The sequence below is a fragment of the Vibrio sp. FF145 genome (genome assembly GCF_041439075.1).
Taxonomy (GTDB): Bacteria; Pseudomonadota; Gammaproteobacteria; order Enterobacterales; family Vibrionaceae; genus Vibrio; species Vibrio tasmaniensis_A.
In genome coordinates, this window is the sequence record NZ_JBGONH010000010.1 from 25730 (window position 1) to 50397 (window position 24668).

At 42.9% G+C, this 24668-nt stretch carries 19 protein-coding genes and 1 pseudogene; 14 read left to right on the forward strand and 6 right to left on the reverse strand.

Annotation, left to right across the window (positions count from 1 at the left end; all coding sequences use genetic code 11):
• The first annotated feature begins 4 nt into the window (after positions 1-4).
• Positions 5-1276 (forward strand): DEAD/DEAH box helicase, encoded by a 1272-nt coding sequence (locus tag ACED42_RS05690; RefSeq protein ID WP_135381388.1) that lies wholly within the window; start codon positions 5-7, stop codon positions 1274-1276.
• A 179-nt stretch (positions 1277-1455) separates the two neighbouring features.
• On the opposite strand, the gene ACED42_RS05695 is transcribed toward ACED42_RS05690, so the two are convergent.
• Positions 1456-2187 carry a TetR/AcrR family transcriptional regulator gene (locus ACED42_RS05695; RefSeq protein WP_371701790.1) on the reverse strand — a complete coding sequence of 244 codons (732 nt, stop codon included), beginning with the start codon at positions 2185-2187 and terminating at the stop codon, positions 1456-1458.
• Positions 2188-2336: 149 nt separating this feature from the next.
• Here ACED42_RS05695 and ACED42_RS05700 point away from each other — a divergent pair.
• The 3 genes and pseudogenes from ACED42_RS05700 (at position 2337) to ACED42_RS05710 (ending at position 7536) form a co-directional block, all read left to right on the forward strand.
• Positions 2337-3425 (forward strand): annotated as a pseudogene (locus tag ACED42_RS05700) (efflux RND transporter periplasmic adaptor subunit).
• Positions 3425-4480: an efflux RND transporter periplasmic adaptor subunit gene (locus tag ACED42_RS05705; RefSeq protein WP_017097948.1), complete on the forward strand. Its 1056-nt coding sequence runs from the start codon at positions 3425-3427 to the stop codon at positions 4478-4480. The pseudogene ACED42_RS05700 and the gene ACED42_RS05705 overlap by 1 nt, the downstream one beginning before the upstream one ends.
• Positions 4477-7536: an efflux RND transporter permease subunit gene (locus tag ACED42_RS05710; RefSeq protein ID WP_371701792.1), complete on the forward strand. Its 3060-nt coding sequence runs from the start codon at positions 4477-4479 to the stop codon at positions 7534-7536. The genes ACED42_RS05705 and ACED42_RS05710 overlap by 4 nt, the downstream gene beginning before the upstream one ends.
• 207 nt (positions 7537-7743) lie before the next feature.
• Here ACED42_RS05710 and ACED42_RS05715 read toward each other — a convergent pair whose 3' ends face one another.
• Together ACED42_RS05715 and ACED42_RS05720 are read right to left on the reverse strand one after the other, a co-directional pair.
• On the reverse strand, positions 7744-8481 hold the full coding sequence (locus tag ACED42_RS05715; protein WP_371701794.1) for an EAL domain-containing protein: 738 nt from the start codon (positions 8479-8481) through the stop codon (positions 7744-7746).
• A gap of 570 nt (positions 8482-9051) precedes the next feature.
• Entirely contained in the window at positions 9052-9687 is a 636-nt protein-coding gene (locus ACED42_RS05720; RefSeq protein ID WP_009845296.1) for a hypothetical protein, read from the reverse strand.
• Between the two features lie 289 nt (positions 9688-9976).
• Between ACED42_RS05720 and ACED42_RS05725 the strand changes: the two genes are divergently transcribed.
• From ACED42_RS05725 to ACED42_RS05735, 3 genes are all read left to right on the forward strand, one after another.
• Positions 9977-10222, forward strand: a complete 246-nt coding sequence (locus ACED42_RS05725; RefSeq protein WP_004730892.1) for a DUF2164 domain-containing protein — start codon at positions 9977-9979, stop codon at positions 10220-10222.
• A gap of 184 nt (positions 10223-10406) precedes the next feature.
• On the forward strand, positions 10407-10946 hold the full coding sequence (locus tag ACED42_RS05730) for a cytochrome b (protein ID WP_371701796.1): 540 nt from the start codon (positions 10407-10409) through the stop codon (positions 10944-10946).
• On the forward strand, positions 10943-11512 hold the full coding sequence (locus tag ACED42_RS05735; protein WP_102250470.1) for a YceI family protein: 570 nt from the start codon (positions 10943-10945) through the stop codon (positions 11510-11512). Before ACED42_RS05730 ends, ACED42_RS05735 begins: the two co-directional genes overlap by 4 nt.
• A gap of 350 nt (positions 11513-11862) precedes the next feature.
• On the opposite strand, the gene focA is transcribed toward ACED42_RS05735, so the two are convergent.
• Positions 11863-13314, reverse strand: a complete 1452-nt coding sequence (gene focA, locus ACED42_RS05740; protein ID WP_371701798.1) for a formate transporter FocA — start codon at positions 13312-13314, stop codon at positions 11863-11865.
• A gap of 273 nt (positions 13315-13587) precedes the next feature.
• On the opposite strand from focA, the gene ACED42_RS05745 reads away from it, so the two are divergent.
• Positions 13588-14493, forward strand: a complete 906-nt coding sequence (locus tag ACED42_RS05745) for a LysR substrate-binding domain-containing protein (RefSeq protein ID WP_009845304.1) — start codon at positions 13588-13590, stop codon at positions 14491-14493.
• A gap of 467 nt (positions 14494-14960) precedes the next feature.
• A complete protein-coding gene (locus ACED42_RS05750) occupies positions 14961-15455 on the forward strand; it encodes a DUF1097 domain-containing protein (protein WP_102250468.1) in 495 nt (164 codons plus the stop codon).
• 191 nt (positions 15456-15646) lie between these two features.
• Here ACED42_RS05750 and ACED42_RS05755 read toward each other — a convergent pair whose 3' ends face one another.
• Positions 15647-17419, reverse strand: a complete 1773-nt coding sequence (locus ACED42_RS05755) for an ATP-dependent endonuclease (RefSeq protein WP_009845306.1) — start codon at positions 17417-17419, stop codon at positions 15647-15649.
• A 238-nt stretch (positions 17420-17657) separates the two neighbouring features.
• Here ACED42_RS05755 and ACED42_RS05760 point away from each other — a divergent pair, with 238 nt between their 5' ends.
• From ACED42_RS05760 to ACED42_RS05780, 5 genes are all read left to right on the forward strand, one after another.
• Positions 17658-19397 carry a bifunctional UDP-sugar hydrolase/5'-nucleotidase gene (locus ACED42_RS05760; RefSeq protein ID WP_371701801.1) on the forward strand — a complete coding sequence of 580 codons (1740 nt, stop codon included), beginning with the start codon at positions 17658-17660 and terminating at the stop codon, positions 19395-19397.
• Positions 19398-20006: 609 nt separating this feature from the next.
• Positions 20007-21008: a TerC/Alx family metal homeostasis membrane protein gene (locus ACED42_RS05765; RefSeq protein WP_135443611.1), complete on the forward strand. Its 1002-nt coding sequence runs from the start codon at positions 20007-20009 to the stop codon at positions 21006-21008.
• Positions 21009-21321: 313 nt separating this feature from the next.
• Entirely contained in the window at positions 21322-21510 is a 189-nt protein-coding gene (locus tag ACED42_RS05770) for a hypothetical protein (protein ID WP_009845310.1), read from the forward strand.
• A 211-nt stretch (positions 21511-21721) separates the two neighbouring features.
• The gene (locus ACED42_RS05775; RefSeq protein ID WP_371701803.1) at positions 21722-22462 is read left to right on the forward strand and encodes a DUF1223 domain-containing protein; all 741 of its coding nucleotides are present in this window, start codon (positions 21722-21724) and stop codon (positions 22460-22462) included.
• A gap of 142 nt (positions 22463-22604) precedes the next feature.
• Positions 22605-23891 carry a DEAD/DEAH box helicase gene (locus ACED42_RS05780; RefSeq protein ID WP_029222771.1) on the forward strand — a complete coding sequence of 429 codons (1287 nt, stop codon included), beginning with the start codon at positions 22605-22607 and terminating at the stop codon, positions 23889-23891.
• Between the two features lie 77 nt (positions 23892-23968).
• Here the strand turns inward: ACED42_RS05780 and ACED42_RS05785 are convergent, their stop codons facing one another.
• Positions 23969-24526, reverse strand: coding sequence for a PhnA domain-containing protein (locus ACED42_RS05785; RefSeq protein ID WP_009845316.1), 558 nt, complete (start codon positions 24524-24526; stop codon positions 23969-23971).
• Between the last annotated feature and the right edge of the window lie 142 nt (positions 24527-24668).

Sequence of the window (24668 nt, forward strand, 5' to 3'; positions counted from 1 at the left end):
TACTATGTCTGAATCTACAAAATCTTTTAACCAACTAGGATTATCTGAGCATCTTCTTGCTACGCTATCAGAGCTTAACTTTACGGCTCCTACCAGTGTTCAAGAGCAAGCGATTCCATTGGTATTAGAAGGCAAAGATGTATTAGCTGGTGCTCAAACGGGTACAGGTAAAACGGCCGCATTTGGTTTGCCAATTATCCAAAGATTAATCGAGACAAAAGACAACGTTATTCCAAACCCGAAGCTAGTTCGTGCGCTTGTGTTGGTACCAACACGTGAACTAGCGCAACAGGTTTTCGATAACGTAACCAGCTACGCAAAGGGCACCGACATCAAAGTCGTGGTGGCTTACGGCGGCGTTAGTATGAAGGTTCAAACTGAAAACCTACGCGGTGGAGCTGATATTCTTGTCGCGACTCCGGGCCGTCTTATCGACCATATGTTCACTAAGAACATCATGTTGAGCCACACTGAAGTGTTGGTACTGGATGAAGCAGACCGCATGCTAGATATGGGTTTCATGCCTGATATCAAACGCATTCTTTCTCGTATGAATGAGGTGCGACAGACTCTGTTCTTCTCTGCGACGTTTGATAACAAAATTAAAGCTCTGGCACATCGAATGATGCAGTCGCCAAGCGAAATTCAAGTGACGCCAAAAAACAGTACCGCTGACACCGTTACCCAGATGGTTTATCCCGTTGATAGATCGCGCAAGAGTGAATTATTGGCTTATTTGATTGGCTCAAAGAACTGGCAACAAGTGTTGGTGTTCACTAAGACTAAGCAGGGTACCGATGCTCTAGTTAAAGAGCTTAAGCTAGATGGCATTAAAGCGGCATCAATCAATGGTGATAAGAGCCAAGGTGCGCGCCAAAAAGCACTGGATGATTTCAAATCAGGCAAAGTACGCGCGCTAATTGCAACCGACGTGGCAGCTCGAGGTATTGATATCCAGCAGCTAGAACAAGTTGTCAATTACGATATGCCATTTAAAGCGGAAGACTACGTTCACCGTATTGGTCGTACTGGCCGTGCTGGCAATAGTGGTTTAGCGATCTCTTTGATGAGCCAGGATGAAGCTTATCTTCTGGGTGACATTGAACGCTTACTTGATACTCGCTTGCCTCAAGAGTGGCTAGAGGGTTTTGAACCAAGCCTAGAAAAAGATATAGCCCCCGATCGAGGTGGTCGCAGTAAAAGTCGTTCATCAGAAAAACGTAAGATGAAAGCGAAACTTAAGATTCATCAAAATCGCGGTAAAGCGCGTCGCTAAACCTGCTACTGGTTGAATCGTTTAAAACATAAGCAGACTCACTCAGACATAAAAATGCCCCGCTACTGATATATTCAGTAGCGGGGCATTTTCGTTTTCGTTTTAAGCACTAAGCATTAAGCATTAAGCATTAAGCATTAAGCGTGAAACTTGAAGCCGCGATTTTAGTGTTTGTTTTGCTAGTGTTCACATTTCCACACACAAGGGACTTCATAAATAAGTTCTTCAATCGAACTTGTATTCAATACCCATTCATCAGTGATATTGAAGGTGCTGATCATTTGCTTGTTGAACAATTGCCAATGATTTAACAATGCTTCTTCAGGTGTCGATTGCATGTCGCCTTCATTCCATGTGCTTTCCATGAAAGGAGTAAGGCATACCGCTCCGTGCGCATACATGATCATTTGCCATTTAATTTCATAAATGTTGATCAAATTATCTGGATTCGCATCATTATATTCATCTGCCAACATATTAATTTGTTTTTCGATATCACCAACATTGTCGATAAAGTAATCGACCAAGTTGTCTTTTTGGCGAACAGAGTCGGTGATAAGTTGCATAGGTTTGCGTGAGTGAATCATGTTGCTAAAGAGGCGCATACTGAATAAATAGATAGCAATGTTTGGTGCGACGCCTTTTGGTAACTCTTCTACGATTTTAGCAATGTATGACTGAAAATAATCATGTAAACAATCACTTATAGCATGCCAAATTTTCTCTTTGCTACCAAAGTGGTGGCGAATAAGGCTATGAGATACGCCTGCTTTCTCACTGATGTTACGAAGAGAAACACTGTCATAACCATGCTCGCAGAACATATCCGCAGCTACACCCATGATCAAAAATCTCGTCTCTTCAGCGTCTTTCGCGCTTCTTCTGCCTTGTTTCTTTTCAGTCATCTTCATTTCTACATTTACCTGATTACCACATTCTACACTGTTTTCCTTGAAATAAAAAATACTGCACAGGTGGAAAGTAAAGCTTGAGAATTCTTTAATAATAAATATACTGCCCACCTGTGTAATAAATCATAATAATTAAATGGAGAAGCATCATGCAATCCAATTTGTCTATCAAAGCGATACCGACCAAGCGTACGGGCGCGCTTATTGCCGCACTATTGCTCGCAGGCTCTCTAACTGGATGTAACAAAGTTCAATCAGAGGAAAGTGAGCAGGTAATCAAGCCTGTAAAGTTATTTGAGATTCCTCTGCAGGCAGATATCGAGCTTGATAGTTTTATCGCAAAAGTGGATGCAACCGACCGTGCTGCGCTTTCATTTCAAGTGGGTGGCGATATCGAAGTTTTTGATGTTCGTATGGGACAAGAAGTTAAGAAAGGTCAGGTGCTAGCCGCATTAGACGCGACGGATTACCGTATTGCCGTTGATGCAGCTCAAGCTAAATTTGACTTGGCGAACAGCCAATACAAGCAAGCTTCTGAGCTGTATTCGAAAAAGTTAGTCAGTACCGATTACTACGACCAAGCCGTCAACACCTTTACTGCCGCTGACGTTGAGTTGGAACAAGCAAAAACAAACCTTGGTTACACCACATTAGTTGCTCCATTCGATGGCGTGGTATCGATGGTGTTTGGTAAGCAATATTAGTTAATTGCTGAAAAGCAGCCAGTTCTTAATATTTTGAATCACAGTGAAATGGATGTGACGTTCTCTATTCCGGTATCTAAGCTTGAAGACCGCTCTATTCAAGACCTAACGAGCTCAAACATGTGGGTTGTAATGGATAGCCACCGCGGTATTCGTATCCCAACGCGTTTTAAAGAGATCTCTACACAACCAGATGAAGACACCAACAGCTACCAAGCGGTTGTATCTATCGACAAGCCGGTAGGCATCAATCTACTTTCTGGAATGACAGCGCAAGTTGAAGTTCAGAAGAGTAAGTCAGACTACGGTATTGGCATTGTTGATTCAGCTTGGCTAACCAAACAAGCTGACCATGGCGAGCTATGGCGCTATAACCCAGACTCTCGATCGATTTCTAAAGTACAAGTCCTGCTTGATGAGCAAGGTAAAGTTATAGAAGGTCTTTCTTCTGGTGATCTTATCGTTGAAGCAGGTGTGGATGTGTTATCTGGCGGACAGCAAGTAAAAGCTTGGCTTCGTGAGGGGGGTATTTAATGAACCTTTTAAAATTATCAGTTGTTGTCGCGTCGGTTTTGTTACTTCAAGCCTGTAACAATGAAGCGGTACACCGTGAACAACCGCCTTTATTGGTTTCTACCTTTGACGTTGGCGCGCCGCTGACTGATCAGTTCAGAAGTTTTAATGGACAGGTGATGCCTGCAGAACTTACACCGTTGGCATTTAAGCTTGCAGGCGAAATTCAACAAGTATTGGTGGAAGCCGGTGACAAAGTCGAAAAAGGGCAGTTATTAGCCACCTTAGATAACGCAACGTACCTTCAAGATCTAACTGATGCTAAATCTCAATTCAAACTGGCGAGCAAACAGTTGGCCCGTGGTACGGAGATGTTTGGCAGCAAGATGTTATCGCAATCAGAACACGACCAACTGACGGCTAACTACAAACTAGCATCGGCGAATTTGGCGGCAGCAAAACGCAAGTTAAGTTACACAGAGCTTTTAGCGCCATTCTCAGGAACAGTTTCAACCGTCGATAAGCAACGATTCGAAAACACGACTCCTGGAGAAACACTCCTGAGTGTGTACCAGAACGATAAGGTGTATGTGCGAATTCAAGTATCAGATTCGATCTTGGCGTCGATCAGCCCAGACATGCGTTCGAGCAGTTACCGCCCACAAGCAACTTTTGGAGGTCACTCGGGGGAATACCCTCTGACGTATCTAGAGCACACTAGCGAATTGCACCCACAATCACGTACCTACGAGTTTTGGATGCAGATGCAGCAGCCTGAAAGTGAAATTCTGCCGGGCACGAGCGTTACGGTCAATGTGGATATGGCGAAAGCGGGTCTGAGTGATGTTCAAGGTTACCAGTTACCAATGACAACGCTAGAAGCGGGCTCTGAAGCTAATCAGTTCTATGTGTGGAAAATGGAAGACGGACAAGCATTCAAAAGCGAAGTAGAAGTCGACAAAATCAGTGGCCAAGGCGCATTAATCGCTCATGGTGTTGAGCAAGGTGATCGACTCGTAAACTCGAATCTAAGAAAACTCCGTGACGGAATCGAATTGTCAGGAAAAGCAGAATGAACATCGCAGAATATTCAATTAAAAACAAAGTAATCAGCTGGCTGTTTCTAGTCATTTTGGCCATTGGCGGTGTGTCGTCTTTTGGCAACCTATCCCGTTTAGAAGACCCAGCTTTTACCATTAAAGATGCAATGATTATTTCAACTTACCCTGGCGCTACGTCTATGGAAGTTGAAGAAGAGTTAACGTATCCACTTGAAAAAGAGATACGACAACTGCCTTATATCGACAAGATCACTTCAACGTCGTCGAATGGTATGTCTCAAATTATGGTCAGCATGAAGATGGACTACGGTCCAGACGAGTTGCCCCAAATCTGGGATGAAATGCGTCGTAAAATCAACGATCTACAGCCAATACTACCCAGTGGTGTTAACTCTGTTCAGATCATTGATGATTTTGGTGACGTATTTGGTGTGATGATCATGCTGACCGGTGATGGCTACGATTATGTCGAGCTAAAACAGTACGCAGATTACCTAACGCGTGAAATCGAACTAGTTGACGGTGTTGGCAAAGTAAGTATTGCGGGTGACCAACAAGAGCAATTGTTTGTTGAGATGTCACTTGAGCGTTTAGCGGCTCTAAACCTAGATATGTCGATGGTAACGTCACTGTTAGCACAACAAAACAGTGTGGTTTCGGCTGGAGAGGTGATGCTGAATGGTCAAAGCCTAACGATCAAGCCTAACGGCACTTTGAGCACGGTTGAAGAGTTAGAAAACCTGATCATTCATGGTCGTGATACGGGCAACCTCATTCGCTTGAAAGATGTCGCTGAAGTGACTCGCGGTATCCAAGAAAAGCCAGGTAACGTATTAACTTACAATGGCAAACCAGCGATCAACCTAGGTATTGCGTTCTCTTCAGGCGTAAACGTCGTCGAAATTGGTAAAGCATTGGATGCGGAACTGGATCGTTTAGAAAGCATTAAGCCTGCCGGTGTAGAGCTGAACTACTTCTACAACCAAGCGCAAGAAGTAGACAAATCAGTGGCTGACTTTTTAATCAGCCTAGTTGAAGCGGTAGCCATCGTTATTATTGTTCTGCTGTTCGCAATGGGTTTACGCAGTGGTTTGATCATCGGTCTAGTGCTTCTATTGACGGTATTTGGAACCTTCATCCTGATGGACTACAACGATGTTGAACTGCACCGTATCTCACTGGGTGCACTTATCATCGCTCTCGGTATGCTGGTGGACAACGCGATTGTTGTCGTTGAAGGTATTCTGGTTGGCTTGAAGAAAGGAAAGACTAAGCTTCAAGCAGCAAAAGACATCGTGACACAAACGCAATGGCCACTATTGGGTGCGACCATTATTGCTATTACCGCTTTTGCACCAATTGGTTTGTCGAAAGATGCAACGGGCGAGTTCATGGGTTCGCTGTTCTGGGTACTGTGTTTCTCACTGTTTTTGAGTTGGGTAACAGCACTAACACTAACGCCATTCCTTGCTGAGATGCTGCTTAAAGAAGAAGACAAGGTTGATGAAAACGTAGACCCTTACAAAGGCATCTTGTTCGTTGTATTTGGTGCGTGCCTGAAAGTAGCGCTTCGATTTAGATGGCTAACTGTCGTCAGTATGATTGCTCTGCTAGCTGGTTCGATTGTTGGTTTTGGTATGGTGAAGCAGCAGTTCTTCCCGCCATCAAATACGCCAATGTTTTATGTAGACATGTGGATGCCAGAAGGTACGGATGTACGTGAAACGATCAAACAAACTGAAAAGGTTGAGAGCTACATTCGTCAACAAGATGACGTGGAGTTTGTAACCACAACAGTTGGCCAAGGCATGCAACGTTTCGCGCTGACATACCAACCAGAGAAAAGTTACGAAGCCTACAGTCAGCTACAAGTTAGAACGACTGACCGTGACACCATGTTCGAAGTCCTAGAAGAGTTAGACAAGGACTTAGCCAACAAATTTGAACAACCTACGTTCCAATTCAAATTGATTGAGTTTGGCCCGTCACCAGCTTCAAAAATCGAGGCTCGTATTAGTGGTGCCGACCCACAAATCTTACGCAGTATTGCGGTTGAAGTAGAAGATATCTTGTTAGCGGACCCAGGCTCACGAAATGTTCGTCACGACTGGCGTGAACGCACTAAAGAGCTAGTGCCGCTATTTAACGAGTCAAAGGCACGTCGTCTTGGCATTTCAAAAACTGACCTTTCTGAAACGTTACAAATGGCGTTTGGTGGCTACAACATCGGTTTACTGCGTGATGGTACTCATATGTTACCTATCGTTGCGCGTTTACCTGAAGAAGAGCGTTTTGACTTTGAATCACTGAACAATGTGAAGATTTGGAGCCCATCACTGCAAACCTACATTCCCGTAGAACAAGTGATCGATGGGGTTGAGCTTCAATGGTCTGAGCCACTGATTCAACGTCGTGATAGAAAGCGTACGCTAACCGTATTGGCTGACCACGATGTATTGGGTGATGAAACACCCGCGAGTTTGTTTGCTCGTGTGAAACCACAAGTAGAAGCATTGGCTCTACCAGAAGGTTACAGCATCAGTTGGGGCGGCGAATACGAAAGCTCTAAAGATGCACAAGAATCTCTATTTGGTTCACTACCAATGGGTTACTTGCTGATGTTTATTATTACCATGCTTTTGTTTAACTCGGTTCGTAAGCCGCTTGTGATTTGGTTTACGGTACCACTTTCTATCATTGGTGTTTCGATTGGTCTGTTAGGTACCAATATGCCATTCAGTTTCACGGCTTTCCTAGGCTTACTGAGCTTAAGTGGCATGATTTTGAAAAATGGTATCGTCCTGCTTGACCAGATAAACACTGAACTCTCAACAGGCAAAGACCCATATCTAGCGGTTATCGATAGCGCGATCAGTCGTGTACGACCGGTATCTATGGCAGCACTAACGACTATCTTGGGCATGATTCCCTTGGTATTCGATGCATTTTTCGGCTCGATGGCGATTACCATCATGGCAGGCTTAGGCTTTGCTACAGTACTAACGCTAATAGTAGTACCAGTGATGTTCGCCATTCTATATAGAATCAAACCGTCCACTGCGGGTTATTAGGGATTGATATAAAACAGATTCTTTTAAGCCAGCCCAGTCAATTTTGACTGGGCTTTTTTATGGGTGTGACTTGGCGATACAAGATCGTGCTAAGAGACTATAGCGTCAGCGAGCGTTGCGTTAAGAAAGAGATAGGTATTAAAAAGCCGCTAACCAATGGTAAAGCGGTTTCCTGTAGAATAGAGAATAGAGAATAGGGGCTAGATTCTAGATTGCTAGGCGGATATCCAACTCAATCGGCTTTGGTATGGCTAAGTGATAGCCTTGATACATATCGAAGCCTAAACTTTGCATCGCAGTCAGTTGCTGTTGGGTTTCTATCCCTTCGATGACCGTCTTTGCACCGATTTGGTTGGCAAGCTTAACTACTAACTCCATTTTTTGAGTATCACCGTTTTCAAAATCCAACATCACAGAGCGATCGATTTTGATGATATGAGGAGTGATATGGCGAACACGTTGCTCTGTTGACGCCTGTGCTCCAAAGTCATCAACCGCGATTTGAAAACCATTATCTGCAAGTGAGTGGGCCGCGTTTTTTAAGCGTTCTTCACTCTCTACATTAAGTTCGACCAACTCCATGACGATTTGTTCGCACGATAAGTTAAGCTCGTGAAGACGTTTAGCTAACAGAGTGTCTTTTACTTTTTCTGATGCAAACAACTCACCAACGTTTGGAAGTACGTTCAAAAAAAGGTTTAAGTGACGGACCGTCGATTGTGCGAAGTTACGGATGTGAATGGCTCGGCTCAGTCTCTCTACGTTGATTTTGTCTGTGTATGAGGTTTCGTCTGAATGGAAGAAGTGATCTGGGCGAACGACATCACCTTTACAATTGGAAATACGAACCAAAGCCTCTACACCTATCTGAGTCAAAGAAGAATCAAATATAGGTTGGTAGACACTTTTAAGTGTTAAGTCTTGGTATTTCGCAATAAACTGCATATCGGCATCCACAGATATACAACTAATAAATTCACTTCTGTCTGATAAAATCATAATCGCTAATAAAAGGTGTTTATTCAGTGACGAGAATATACGTCACAGTTGTCATAATATTGACAGGTGTTGATAAATTGTCAATTAATAAAAATTAATTTGTCACGGTAACATTTAAATAATTAAAGTCAGCGAAAAATCAGGATGATAAAGGTCATTATGTATCAAGGATACATATTACTTAGCTTGTTTAATAGGTTCAGTGAATTTAATGTCTGAGTAACCTATATCATATCAACCCTATCAATATAAAGCCTTAACACGTATACACCTGAAATAAATATGGTTAAAGGCTTACATTCTGGGTGAGTATCAAAATAATAAAATAAATAGATCTTTGTGGTTACATAAAAATGATGTCTGTCTCTCAAAATTAATATTGAGGTTGTTAAGTTATTAATTAGTAAACTGGAGAATCCGGATAATAAATGAGTGGAATATAGGTGTTATTTTATAAAATAATAGTGTAAGTATAATTATTTACGTTATATATCAAATTGAAAATTGGCTTGTATTTTACTGCCATTGTATTACCGCATAAAGTTGCAGGTATTTACGAACTAGTTGTTGATTTCCAGAGCGTTTTAGCGGGTGAGCGAATCGGATAAAACACGGACTGATTTTGAAGTTACTATTTAAATCATCTGCGAATTGAGTATCACTCTCTCTTAGCGTGATACCTTGTAGGCTGTAGTCGCTAATCTGGTCTGGGAGTTCCCCCATCCACCAATGCAAGAGTTCACCACTGTTTTTGCTTCGACTTATCCAATGGTCGGAGACAATAATCAATAGGTCATTGGGTTGAATGGCAAATCCGTACTCTTGCTGCCAGTTATGAATGTCCAGCATCAACTTTTTACGACAAGTCTTTCCTGCGCTCACCATATGGTGGCTAATCATCCAAACGGTACCAATTTCAGAAGAGATTCGGAAGTGTCGTGGCGTTTCACCAGAAGAGAGCATTTCTAGTGGGCTTACGTTGCTTGCATGATTGAAGCTAACGAAAGTGTGCTCCATTCGTCTCGCAAACGCTTTGCCTATGTGATGTTCACTGATCCCTTGATTGTGTACGGTAGGGTAATGACGTTCACAAAGTTTCAAGCAATCGTCTTGAAACTGATTGACGCTTTTAATCACCAGATCTAATAACAATGAAGCCTCTTATACACGGTTGCTATCTTATTGATGGGCAATAGTACGGTAATTTCGGCGGCATTACCTATTGTCAAAGTGCGAGTTCTTGATCCCTCTATCAAAATTAACCATTACTGAGCGATTTTATGGATAGCACTGGCACTCTACAGGTCTGTAAACTAAATTATGAGGAATTATAGCTAGTTAGAAAACTTGAACTGATTGGCAGAGTTGCAGTGAGCTAACGAAATTATAGCTTAGTCAGCTAATCACAATTGTTTTACTTACTCTTTATTTGGACACATTCATGACCATTCAATTAGATTCAAAGCAAAAATCCGAACTCACTCATACACTTCAAAAGTATCTACAAGATGAGCTCGATGTAGATCTTGGTCAGTTCGACACTGAATTCTTAGTCGATTTCATCAGTAAAAAGTTTGGGGCCGTGTATTACAACAAGGGGATAGAAGACGCTCAAAAAGTGATGGAACGTAAGATGTTAGATATCTCAGATGAGCTCTATGAAATTGAACAAATTGTTGAGATATAACTCAGCAAGCGATTGTTCGACAAAGAAATTTGTCCATAAAGCAACTTGTTCAAAATTTTTGAATAACTCGTTTAATTTGAAATGATGTAACTAATGTAAAACTTGGTAAATAATATGTTACGCAAACTTGGTGTAGGGTACGCTTTTCAAAACTACACGATACGTTAACATTCGGAAGAGATGCATGAACAACAACGTCAAAAATTACAATCCTTTAGCAAGAGCAATGCATTGGATCTCAGCACTCACAATATTTGGCCTATTTGGTGTAGGCCTATGGATGGTTGATCTTTCTTACTACAGTGAGTGGTACAAAACAGCACCAGACTATCACCGTTCGGTAGGTATTCTTTTGGCTGCCGTTACCATTATCCGCTTGCTTTGGAAGCTAGTTACCGCGTCACCTAATGTGGAAGGTAAAAGCTATGAAGTTGTAGCGGCGAAGATCGCTCATGGATTTATGTACATTAACTTAGCGGTTTTATTTATTTCAGGTTATTTGATTTCGACATCAGATGGCCGTGGGATCGAGGTATTCAATTGGTTCACTGTACCAAGTATGGGTGAACTATTTGCAAACCAATCTGATCTCGCAGGAACGGTTCACTACTATGCTGCATGGGTACTGATCATTATGGCATCAGTGCACGCCTTAGCGGCGATAAAACACCACGTTATCGACAAAGACGATACGCTACGAAAAATGATAGGAGCTTCAAAATGAAAAAGTCAATTATCGCTACAGGATTAGCATTTGCTATGGCAATGCCTTTCGCTGCGAACGCCGCTGATTACGTGATTGATACAAAAGGTGCGCATGCTTCAGTTAACTTCAAAGTTAGCCACCTAGGTTACAGCTTTATCCAAGGTCGTTTTAACACATTCTCAGGTGACTTCTCATTTGACGAGAGCAACGTTGAAGCGTCTAAAATCAGCGTAACGGTTGATACAACTAGCCTTGACTCAAACCACGCAGAGCGTGATAAGCACATCCGTAGCGGTGATTTCATCAATGCTGGTAAGTTTTCTGATGCGACATTCAACAGCACAAAAGTGGTTGATAAAGGCGACGGCAAACTTGAAGTTATGGGTGACCTTAAACTTCACGGTGTAACTAAGCCTATCGTTATCGAAGCTGAATTCATCGGTGCTGGTCAAGACCCATGGGGCGGTGAGCGTGCTGGTTTCGTTGGTACAACTCGTCTAGAGCTTGCTGACTTCAATATCCCAGTAATGGGCGCTTCAAGCTATGTAGACATGGATCTGCATGTTGAAGGTGTAAAGAAGTAATCTAGCTATCAATAATCGCTATCAACATATTTAGAAAGATCAAAATCCTAGTCGATACGAGATAGGGCAGCGTTAGCCGGTTATTTAGTCATATGGAAAGTAGCAAAGCAGCTAGAATATAGAGAAAGGCGCAAAGTTTTCACTTTGCGCCTTTTTTATTGAGGTAAATGGCCACGCGTTTAGGTCTGTTTTGTGTCAAACCTTTTACTGCGTCTTAAGCCGCCATTTACCTCTGCCAGTCAACGTTGCAATGACTGAGTTATCTAGCTGAACGACTAATCCCTAATAGTTCAGCCTACGATTCGTTACTTTGTTTCTAATGAAACGCTTGCTTTGTAAACAGTCGCTAGTTAAGCCGTTTCTAGTTCAGCCTTTGGAACCACGTTTAGGCGGTCGCCGTAGATTGGACGTAGTGCTTGCATAACTTCAGTGCGAGTCATCACACCGACCATTACGCCATTTTCTAGCACTGGAAGCATATGTGGTTGGCTTACTTTCATCGCTTTTGCACGCTCTTCTAAAGAAAGAGAGGTCAGGCGAGTGGCATAGCCCATGCTTGTTGTCGGGTACAGTTGTTCTTTATCGATACATAGGAACTCAGCAACATCGACCAGTTTGTCGTTTGCATCAATAGCCACTACGTCACGGCTCATTAGGTCTACTACTTTTTGACCTTTAGTCGGAATGTAGTCTTGGCACCAAAGGTCAACCATTACGTCGTGAACAGAGAGGATACCTACTAGGCGGCCTTCAACATCGCAAACAGGAGCGCTAACAAGTTGAGCATCTAAAAGTGAATCAATCGCCACTGAAGTAGGCATTTCTACGCTCAGTGTAATTGGTTGAGTGTTCATGATTTGCTTGATAGTAGTTGTAGTGTTCATAGTGGTTTCCTTAACTGACGTAATTTCTGTTGTTTGAGTTATTGCTGTAATTTTTGCCGCTTTAAGCTGCGGGCGACGGTAGATACTCCAATTGGCTAAGCCGACCAATACCCCACCACCTACAATGTTGCCGAATGTCACTGGTATTAAGTTTGCGGTGACAAATTTCATGATGTTCAGGTCTGCATACTGGGCTGATGTTGCGCCAATTTGCATCCAAAAACTCTCTGGTGCGAATGCTTGAATTGTGATGCCTAATGGAACCATGAACATATTCGCCACACAGTGTTCAAAGCCTGAGCTAACGAACATTGCAACGGGTAATACGGTCATCATGGCTTTAGTCATGGCGTTAGCTGAGCTGAACGTTAACCAAATTGCTAAACAAACTAGTAAGTTACAAAGCACACCCAAAGCGAAAGCTTGAACAGGGCTGTGGTGTAGCTTGTGTTGAGCAATGTTTAGAGCGTTTAAGCCCCATTGCCCGCCATCCAGTTGATATAAGCCTGCTGCGCTTACCAAAGCCAGTAGGAACATGGCACCGATAAAGTTGCCAACATATACCTTGCCCCAGATAGACAGCATCTTGGTGAAGGTTATCTGCTTATTAGCCCATGAAATGCTTGATAACACCGAACTGGTAAACAGCTCGCCACCACAAATAACAATCAGGATTAACCCCATGCTGAATGCAAGACCACCGGCTAAGCGACTTAATCCCCATCCTGCATCAGCGCTACCTGTGGTCACCGTGATGTAGAATAAAAAAGCAAGCCCAATGAATGCGCCAGCCATGATTGCCAAACTCAATGTCATGCTGCTGGTTTTATTTGCTTTGCTTAATGCAAATTTCTCGGCTTCCGCCATCATTTCTGTTGGCGAGAACAGTTGCTGATTTTCAGAAGTGCTGGTTGCCATATCCCCCCCTTGAACAATCCGTCATGTGTAATTCCTAGTGTTAATGACTTGGTTAATCCGTAATGGTTAATCAGTAATGTTTTGCAGGGCTCGTTGTGTCCTGCCATTCCAGATTAGGGTGTTGAGGGGTAGAGGTAAAATTGATAATTTTTAGAAACCACATCAAAAATATTGATATAGATTTGGTTAGGCGTAGAATGAAATTGATTGCTCATCGGCTTAACAAAAAACGAGCAGCAGGACATAAGTTATTAAAAGAATTAAGGATAGATTTTGCGTTATTCATTAAAGCAACTCGCCGTCTTTGACGCGGTAGCAGATTCGGGAAGCGTAAGTCAGGCAGCTGATAGGCTTGCATTGACTCAGTCGGCGACAAGTATGTCTCTTGCACAGTTGGAAAAAATGCTCGGCAGGCCTTTGTTTGAAAGGCAGGGCAAGCAAATGGCGCTCACTCATTGGGGCATGTGGCTTAGGCCAAAAGCGAAGCGTTTACTGCAAGATGCACAGCAAATTGAAATGGGGTTTTACGAGCAGCATTTATTGAGTGGAGAGCTCAAACTCGGTGCGAGCCAAACCCCGGCAGAACACCTGGTTCCAGACCTCATCAGTATTATTGATAACGACTTTCCTGAGATGCGAATCTCGCTTGGTGTACAAAGTACCGATGCGGTTATAGATGGCGTATTAGATTACCAATATGACCTTGGCGTTATCGAAGGTCGCTGCGACGATAACCGAGTTCATCAAGAAGTGTGGTGTACCGACCATTTAACGGTGGTTGCATCGGCTCATCACCCATTTGCAAAGCGTGAACGTGTCAGTTTGGCGCAACTAGAACAAGCGAAGTGGGTATTGCGTGAACATGGTTCAGGTACTCGCAAAGTTTTTGATAGCTCTATTCATCATTTAATTGGTGATCTTGATGTTTGGCGAGAATATGAACACGTTCCTGTTTTAAGAAGTTTGGTAGCAAACGGCCCATATTTAACGTGTTTACCTTATCTCGATGTCGAGCAGTTTGTTGAATCTGGCCAGCTCGTTACTTTGAATGTTCCTGAGCTTGAAATGGAACGTACGCTTTCGTTTATTTGGCGTGCTGATATGGCAGAAAACCCACTTGCTGAATGTATTAAGCGAGAAGGCAAGCGCATGATGAAAGGTAAGCCGTCGGTTCTATAACGGTAATTTGATAAAGGCTAGGGGCTGTTGACCTTTCGTGGTTAAGTTTTGTTCGAGGTAAAATCGTTTTAGGCGCGGCGAAGAGTATGTAGCCTAGTCATTTTAAGCAAATATTCTTCAACAAAGCATAAAGCGATTTTAACCGAACCCTTCGGGCAGTCCTTGTGGTTCATTTCTACTGCGTTATCGCCTTTTCATGTAGGCTAACTACACATCAAAGCCTCTGCCTTGTATAAATTTCCCACAAGAGCTGCAAAATAAAGCTCGAAAGGTTAACAGCCCCTTATAACCCAATGTGTTGAATAAGCGATTCCGGTCTCTATCTGGTGATAAATGCACATTCGTGTACATTATTAATGTGATCATGATCGGCTAAAAGAAGGCGTTCTTCCCATAATATGCTTACTTGATTTTAAGTGAGGCTAAATCCGGTGCGATGAATTTCGTAATTAGGCTTTAGAAATAGTATGAGTACATTAGTCGCGATTTCATTAACAACAGGTATTTTGTCAGGTCTATGGGGATGGATAGCTATCTCTTTCGGCTTGCTGTCATGGGCCGGTTTCTTAGGTTGCACAAGTTATTTTGCTTCGCCAACGGGCGGTGTTAAAGGACTAGCAGGCAGCTTACTGACCAACATGACAGGTGTATTCTGGGCAATGGTGATTATCGAAAGCTCAACCTTCGCAGGGTTAGAGATTTTAGGCTATATGATTACCGCTATTGTCGCTTTCTTTATGTGTATTCAAGCCAAACAAGCGTGGCTAGGTTATATCCCAGGGACCTTTATTGGTTGCTGCGCGACGTTTGCAGCAGGCGGCGATTGGCAACTTGTCGTGCCATCTTTACTGCTTGGTGGTGTCTTTGGATACTTGATGAAAGCAACGGGGCTTTGGCTTCACGAAAAATCGACTCAATCTTCGGAAGCGGTTGAACAACACGCTAAGCAAGCCAAGGCTTAATTCGTTAACCTAGCCTTAATTCGTTAACCTAACCTTAGTTTAGTCACTGTGAACTCTTGCAAGATAACCCCCAATTAATTTGTATATCGATTTATACAGGCACACCACTTGGTGTGCCTTTTTTGGTTTCTTAATCAATTCAAGAAATTATCAACAGAAGAACTAATAGCACTTATCAGATAAGCAAGAAGCTAGGTATTTCCGTTTGCCATGGTGATCACGCGTTTCAAAGTCCATCTCAACAACAATGGAATACAGTCTTGTCCTTGATTCTCACAATGAGACACGATCGCTAAAGCCAGGTCTGGTTTTGCGTGTTTCTTGAGAACTTTAGCCACAACTTTTTTCGCTGGAATAGGGTGATCATAAGGAATCTTAACCATGTCTCTGAAAAAGTTCTCAAACCCATTCATGTACAAGTAGTGCTCTATGTCTCTATCAGGCAGTTCTGTGAGGCGATGTCGTTCTTGATCATTACCAAGTTTAGATAGCACAGTCGCCGCATACTTCTTACCAGCAGCGTCTCCATCAGTCACCACGTGCCAATCGATGCCAAACTCTTGCGCTACTTTAATGAGCGCTTTAAGACCAGACTGCGCGAACTCAATAATTTGAACGCCTTCCGCAGCAAGGTTATACCCACATTGGTTGGCTAACTCGTTAAACAACCAGACTTCGGTTTCACCTTCTACCAACAACCAACAGCGAGCATACAGAGCGCCGGACCGGTGAAAACGAATATGAAAACCAATTCGACGAAGTTCATCTTTGCTGAAGTGGTTCACATTGAGCTGGTTGGCTATGGTTTTATCTGACTGACGTACCAAACGACGAATCGATTGAAGCGGCACAGCAGCAAGTAGATCGCCACTGTTGGTGGTCAGGATTTTTTGCATGGGCAGCTTTTGCATCAAGCTCCAAGCCCTTGCCAAGTGCGTTGGGTGCAATCGACCTTCTGGATCTTCAAGGATCAAAAGAGGGCGAGCACATCTTCTTAAGTCATTTGGCCCTTTTGCTTGCAAATAGGCATTAAGCAACCCCATGAATAATAAGCGAGTTTGTTTGTTTTTGGTCTCTTCGACCAATTGATGAATGCTCTTGTCGTTCGCACCAGCTGAGTAAAGTAACCCATCACGCGGTTTTCTCGGATTTTTACGTGAGACACTCTTAAATGAGAAGTAGTGTTCTATTAAGCTTTGCATCGACTCAAGACTACTGCGCATTTCACCTTTATTAACATGTCCGGGTATCGCCATAAGGCGGCGGCAGGTGTTGTCGATCCGCTTTTCTATCCTTGCCTGACGCCCATTTCCGTTTCCATTGCTGCCATTACCATTGGTTGTTTGACTCTGGCCGTTACCATTTCCACTCACATTATTAGCGTGCCCGTTACTAGCATGAACGGTGTTAGTGTGAACATTACCCGGTAGATGAGCATTGTGGTTAAGTGAATTGCCGTTGAAAGGGCGATCGAAGTGCCTTGCGTCTCTCAAACGAATTACAGGGTGTAACGTCATTAATTCTTGAGCGAGCTTTTCTGAGTGATGAAGCTTGAGAGGGTTTCCGTCCAACCCCAAAAATGCATAGTGTGTGGTCGTTTCATATTGTTCTAACGTGGCACTGATTCGATAATAGATACGAAAAACACCAAACTCGTCTTGAACCCACACCGGTTTGAGTTTGCGATAACGTCCTGCATTTAGCTCGCTTTTATCGTTGGCTTTTAACGCGAGAACAATTTGAAGGTGTTGAGACTGTGGATGTGAAACCGAGTAATCGACATGGAAATCAGTCATTTCGAAGTGATATGGAACTCCGTCTGAAGGGAGAACGACGGAAAGGGCATCCAATAATGAAGACTTACCCCAAGTATTTTCACCAATAAGCGTGGTTAGCTCATCAAACGCAAGAGACATGCGCTTGATACCTCGAAAGCCAGAAATCTCGATTCTTTCTAGTTGCATAGGCTTACTCCTAACGGAAGGCTCTGCTAATTGTTTGAAAGCTAACAGATATCTTTAATCATAATCGAAAAATACCAATCCGGTATGCTCACCTGTCACAAAACCCGTTGTTTATTTATACGGTTCAAAATGGGATTTTTGATCTATCTCGAGAATTTTTTTGCAGTGCAGTTTCATAAAATTCACGATTCTGTCATGATTCTCGACCTAGTATGAAGGGACAAAGAGAGAAGAAAATATGACTAAAAAGAATAAGCCGACAAAAATAGTGTTGGCACACATCAACGACACCCACTCATACTTTGAACCAACCTCGTTACAGCTATCACTTAAAATGAACAACCACATCATTGAACCTTATGTCAGTGCTGGTAGCTTTGCTCGAATCTCAACACGCTTTAAACAAATTGAACAAGATGCTAATCGCCAGAAGGTTGGAACCCTGTTCCTACACGCTGGTGACTGCTTCCAGGGGACTTTGTACTTCTCTTTATTCAAGGGAAAAGCCAACGCCGATCTGTTGAATGCCCTTAATATTGACGCAATGACGCTCGGAAATCACGAGTTAGACATGGGTAATGAGCCCGTTGCGATCTTCGCGAAAAGAATCAAATTTCCACTGTTGGCCGGTAACTGGAATCTATCGAATGAGGATATCAATAAAACTCATACCTTAGCGGACAACGAAATTGTTAAGCCTTATCTGACTGAAACGCGAAGTGCTTCTTTTATAACGAAAGAGTTTGATGGCGAGAAGGTTGCAATATTCGGCTTAAGCATCGATAAGATGGCAGGCATTGCTAATCCAGATATCGATACACCATTTGAAAATGCTTTAGAAACCGCAAAAGCGACCATTGAGCAAATCCATCAAGCAGGCATCAACAAGATTGTGTTACTTAGCCATCTTGGTTACGAAGCTGATTTAGAGTTAGCAGCCAACGTAACAGGTATTGGCGTCATAGTTGGTGGTCATAGTCATCGCTTACAAGGTGATTTCTCTGATATTGGCTTAGTCAAAGACGATGACTACGGTGTGAAAGTCGGTGACACCTATGTTGTGCAAGCGGGTTTCCACGCCATGAGCTTAGGACACTGCGAAATCGAGTTCGATGCTGAAGGCAAAGTGACTCACTTTAACGGTAAAAACGAACTGCTGTTAGGCCGTCGACTGTTTATAGATGCAAAGCTAAGTGAAGTAGGGCAAGACGACGCTCATGATATGGCGTGTGAGTTTTTGAATAATCACCCTAATATTGCAGTGTGTAAGAAAGATCCTGAGCTGCAGAGCATTCTGACGGATAAATACCAGCCGAGAGTTCGAAAACTTCAACAACAAGTTATTGCTCATGCCGATACAACACTGCGCCATATTCGGATCCCAGATGAGAAAGGTCCAAGTCAGCTTGCTCCGTTGGTTGCTCAATCATTTCACTACTTGATGAATAAGAAAGGGCATCAAGTTGAGTTTGCTATCCACAACTCTGGTGGAGTGCGAAATTCACTCAATAGTGGTGATGTATCCGTTGCCGATATTGCCGGAAAACTACTACCGTTTGCCGTACCCATTGGTGTGTATGACGTAAAAGGTGAAACGATCGCAGGCATGCTCGAAGGAGCAATCAACAATGCATTGGATAATGGTGTTGTGGGCACGGGTTCTGGCAGCTTTCCTTATACTCATAACTTGAGATTTTGTTATCACAAAGAAGCACCCTTAGGACATAGGATTCATCATCTAGAAATACACTCTGAAACATCCGGTTGGCAGCCTGTGTCTCGCGACCGAATTTACCGAGGCGCGTCGTCAGCCTACACCATGAAAGGAAAAGAGGGCTATAACGCCGTCTTAGATATGATAGGTGATGGCGTGGTGACGACCGATTCTATGGCAGACTGTTTTATTGAGTTCTTGCAAGAATACCCAGAATCTCTTAAACACAATGAACCGCTGAATTGCATGGAGTGTTTTAGATAGCCAGCGTCAATGCTTGCACTTAACATTATTAGTTCTAGCTGTTTATAAATTTGGCATTGTTTATGCTTTATTCCTGCAGGTCACACTTCTTGTGGAGATAAGCATGGATAAGAAAGATTGGTTAGATGCAGTAGCGGTGGTTGGTTGGGTATCGGTTTGGTCTGCGTTAGTGTATTTGATACCGACTGCAGGATTGTAATTTACGCAAGATAGTAATTTGCGCAGAATTATTACTTGATCGTTTTGCAGTGTAACTACGCAGTGCCATCGTGAATTTGGTTAGCGGATTTATTCTTAGAATCAATTCGAGTATCTATTTGACAGGGTGGCATCAATAAGAAAGGAGCATTTGCTCCTTTTTTGTATTTCTAGTGCAAATTTTAATAGACGAAACACAAATAGGGGAATATTATCCACGCGTTTGGGGAGTAGTTAGCGCAAGTTTACATGTCGTCATCTCGTTAGGCTAAGAGCCTATCCGGTATGTAAAGGTGAAATCCCATATTTCACTTCAACGAGACCAACGCAATCACAATCAAGATCCGTCGTGGAACTTGATATGTTTTGTTTGCGGAAGGTCTTTGTAAAGTTCTTCCGCCCGGAGGAATAATGAACTCAACTCAATCTCTATTATCTACAAATAGTGAATCCTTTTTTTCATCGCCAATCATGACGACTTATGCGGGTTTTTTCCTGCTAACAGTGATTCTCGTCTCTATTGATATCTATCAGACTCGTGGTGGGAACGTCACAATTAAAAAAGCGGCAATCTGGAGCGTTTTTTGGTTTGTACTTGCATTTTTGTTTGCTGGTTCTATTTACTTATTCTGGGACATTTATGCACCAAATAGTGACTACACAGCGCAAAAAGCAACCGTGTCATTCATTACGGGTTACTTGCTAGAAAAATCACTCAGTGTAGACAACCTATTTGTTTTCGCGATGATCTTTGCTCAATACCAAGTTCCTGAGCATCTAAGACCACGTGCGCTTCTTTGGGGCGTAATTGGTGCATTGGTACTTCGTGCAATTATGATCGCACTAGGCGCACAGCTATTGGCGGAATACCACTGGGTACTTTACGTGTTCGCTGCGTTCTTGATTGGTACTGGTATTAAACTGGCGTTAGACAAGGGCGAAGAAGAGAGTGTTAACACTCTTCCTGAGAAGCTACTTCGTAAAATCATGCCTGTCACCGAGGATTTCCATGGTCCTGCGTTAATGGTTAAACAGGGCGTTAAATGGGCATTTACTCCAATGATGTTGGTGATTGGCGCGATTGCCGTCATGGACGTGATGTTTGCACTGGATTCTATTCCAGCTATCTTTGCGGTGACACAAGAACCGTTTTTGGTACTTGCTGCAAACGTATTTGCGCTACTTGGCCTTCGCTCTTTGTACTTTGTTCTGCAAGGCATGATGGATAAGTTCATCTACTTGAAGCCAGCATTGGCGTTCATCATGGTCTTCATTGGTGTGAAAATGCTACTGGTCGACAGCGAATGGGCTATCCCAACGTATTGGTCGTTAGCGGTGCTGATTTCTACTATGACGGTTGCGGTTATAGCGTCGATTTATGCGAAGAAGCCAGACATTGAACAAGTGAATTAGAAACAAATATAACTTATCGAAAAATTTATAATCGGTACGTGGCCGATGAAGTGGGAAATTTATTTATGTAAAATTTCTGTGACGTTGGCCACTGTGATTTGAAGGGTATTTGTACTAAATGCATGATTTTAACGCCATTGTGAATTTATAGTCACCATTTGTGAATATGTATTTCCACTCATTGTTAATGGTTTGTTTTATTAGAAAAACTAATCTGAATGCCCAAATTTAGTCATTTTTTAACGTGTAAAAAATCACCTATTATTCTTGTCATCAGAACGAACCACTTAAACAAATTTATAGAGAGGCAATCATGGCTCAAGCAATGCAAATGAATACTATCGCTGTTCCTAACTCTATGGATAAGAAGACCTACTCGGTTAACTTCAAAGGATTGATTGCACACATTTTCGATATTCTTTTTGTAGACAACTCTCCACGTAGTTACTACTCAAGCGACCTATCTGGTCACATGCAACGCGATATCGGTATTAACCGTTAATCTCTGCGTTAACATGTAAAAATAAAGAATTTTAAGAAAACGCCAGCTTCTGAAGCTGGCGTTTTTGTATCTGCAATAAGCTGTGTATTTCAAAGAAACTAAGCATTTGAAATAAACTAAGCACCTGAAAACTCATCACCTGAAAGAAATACTTAGGCATAACGGTCTGTATTTGAGCGCCAGTAAATTCGCTTCGTACAAGGATCACGGTATGTCACACGCCAACCGCAACTCATCATTGATTAAACTCTGTTTACTTGCCTTACCGATCGGCTTTTACTCTTCTGTGTCGATTGCACAAACCTGGAGTAATGAAGGTCAACCTGCGCAGGTTATCGAACTGTTCACCTCTGAAGGTTGTTCAAGTTGTCCGCCTGCTGATGCCTACCTTAGTACTTTTGAAGACCACCCTAAACTTTGGACACAAGTCATTCCGCTCGCCTATCACGTCGATTACTGGGACTACCTAGGATGGGGAGATAAGTTCGCGAGCAAGGCATTCAGTCAGAAGCAACGCTTGTACAAAGCTTATGGGGTAACAAGTGGTGTTTATACCCCGGGCTTTATCGTCGATGGAAAAGAGTGGCGTGGTTACTTTAATTGGCTAGACAGAACCTTGCCATCGCTCCAACAACAAATTAATCCTAAATTAACAGTGAACCATAAAGGCGATACGTTCAGCGTGCATTACGAAGGCAAAGGTGATTATGTCGCTCATATTGCCTTGTTGGCGATGAACGAAGTCACCAGCGTTGAAGCGGGCGAGAACAGAGGTAAGAAACTTGAGCACGATTTTATCGTGGTTTATGACGGCTATCGACGTGGTGAGTCTGAATGGCAATTCAATATCGATTTCTCTCCTTTAGTCGCCACACCAGATGCAGTAGCCGTGTGGTTAACCGAACCTAACTCGTATACACCGGAACAAACGGTAGCAGGATGGCTGAATTAAACTTGCGATAACTTGATACTGGATGTGTTGTAGTGGGGGCTCATTGCTAAAACACGAGAGAAAGGGGCGATTTAGTTACGTAATACTGCTGAAATACGTTAATATAGCGCGCTATTATTTTAGCTTTGAGTTCCTGCAATTAATGACTAACACCACAACACCAACCAACTTCTCTGATCTTGGCTTAATCTCTCCTTTGATGGCTCGTCTTACCGAGCTTGAATACCAACAGCCAACGCCTATCCAAGCGCAAGTTATTCCAAGTGTGTTAGCAGGACGCGACCTAATTGCAGGCGCAAATACAGGTTCAGGTAAAACCGCAGCCTTTGCACTTCCACTGTTACAACAAATCCATGAAGATGCACCTCTGGACCGTCGTTCAGGCAAAGGTAACTATGTTTCTGGCCTTATCTTGGTTCCTACACGTGAGCTTGCTAAGCAAGTTGCCGATAGCGTTAAGTCTTACGCAGTACATTTCAACGGTGCAATCAAAACTGTTTGTGTATTCGGTGGTGTATCGGTGAACACTCAGATGCAAGCGTTACGTGGCGGCACAGACATCTTGGTGGCAACGCCGGGTCGTTTGCTTGATCTAATCTCCAGCAACGCTATCAAACTCGATAAAGTAAAAACGTTAGTGCTTGATGAAGCAGACCGTATGTTGAGCCTTGGCTTTACCGAAGAGCTCGACGCGATCTTGAAGCTGCTGCCAAGCAAGAAGCAAACTCTGTTGTTCTCTGCGACTTTCCCTGAGCAAGTTAAAACGTTGACTCACGAATTACTGAACGACCCAATTGAAGTCCAACTTCAAAGTGCCAATGCGAGCACGCTAGTTCAGCGAGTATTCGAAGTAGAGAAAGGTCGTAAGACAGCTTTGTTAGCGCACCTGATTCAGCAACACGAATGGCGCCAAGCTCTGATCTTCGTGAATGCGAAGAACAGCTGTGAACATTTGGCAGACAAGCTATACAAGCGCGGTATCATTGCGGAAGTATTCCACGGTGATAAAGGTCAGGGTTCACGTACTCGTATCCTAGAAGATTTTAAATCTGGCGAGATTGACGTTCTGATCGCGACAGACATCGCAGCTCGTGGTCTGGATATTGAAAAGCTTCCTGTAGTTATCAACTTTGACTTACCACGTAGTCCATCAGACTACATGCACCGTATTGGCCGAAGCGGTCGTGCAGGTGAGGTTGGTTTAGCATTATCTTTGATCGATCACGAAGACTACCATCACTTCACAATCATCGAGAAGAAGAACAAAATTCGTCTTGAGCGTGAGCAAATCGAAGGCTTTGAAGTGGATGAAGAAGCAACCGCTGCACTTGTTGCTGCATTAAAACCGGTTGCGCCACCAGCAGGAACTGGCAAGAAGAAAAAGAAGAAAGCACCTAAAAACCAAGATGTTTGGTTGAGAAATAACTAAATTAAGAATGGTTAGATTATAGATACAAGAAAGGCGCTCAATTGAGCGCCTTTCTTAATTCTACGAGTAAAAAGTCATTACTTCTTACGGCAGAACTCAGCGATTACGTACATTGATTGACCGCCATTTGTTTTACCAGAAACAAGCTTAGGATCGTCACCAACGCTGATGCCACGGATAACAGTACCTTGCTTAATCACTTGGTTAGTCCCTTTGATTGGCAGGTCTTTGATTACTGTTACGTCGTCACCTTTTTTAAGTTCAACGCCGTTCACATCAAGAGGCTTATCATCAGCAGACATGCCGATTTGTGCCCAAACTGATGTTTCTTCTTCAAGGTACATCATGTCAAGTGCGTCTTGAGCCCAGCTTTCAGTGTTCAGACGAGTAAGTTGACGCCATGCCGTTACTTGAACTGGTGCCTCTTGACTCCACATGCTGTCGCTTAGGCAGCGCCAGTGGTTGATATCTTTAGGCTCGTCAATCTCACCAAGGCATTTGTCACAAACCATGATGCCGTGATCCACTGTTACGTGGCTGTGTGGCGGTACTGCGTACGCAGTAAGAGAAGAATCAGAACCACATAGTTCACATTTAGATTGGCAGCGTTCTAGCATAGTAGCTTCAGAAGACATAATGGACTCACATTTATTAGGTATTAATTACGGGGCTATTATCCACTTTATTTACAATAAAGAAAGAGGTCGTACGGTATTCTGTCTTGATTAATTTTAGCCGAGATCAACCATTTGTGTTTTAACGTTTTATGCAAACGGT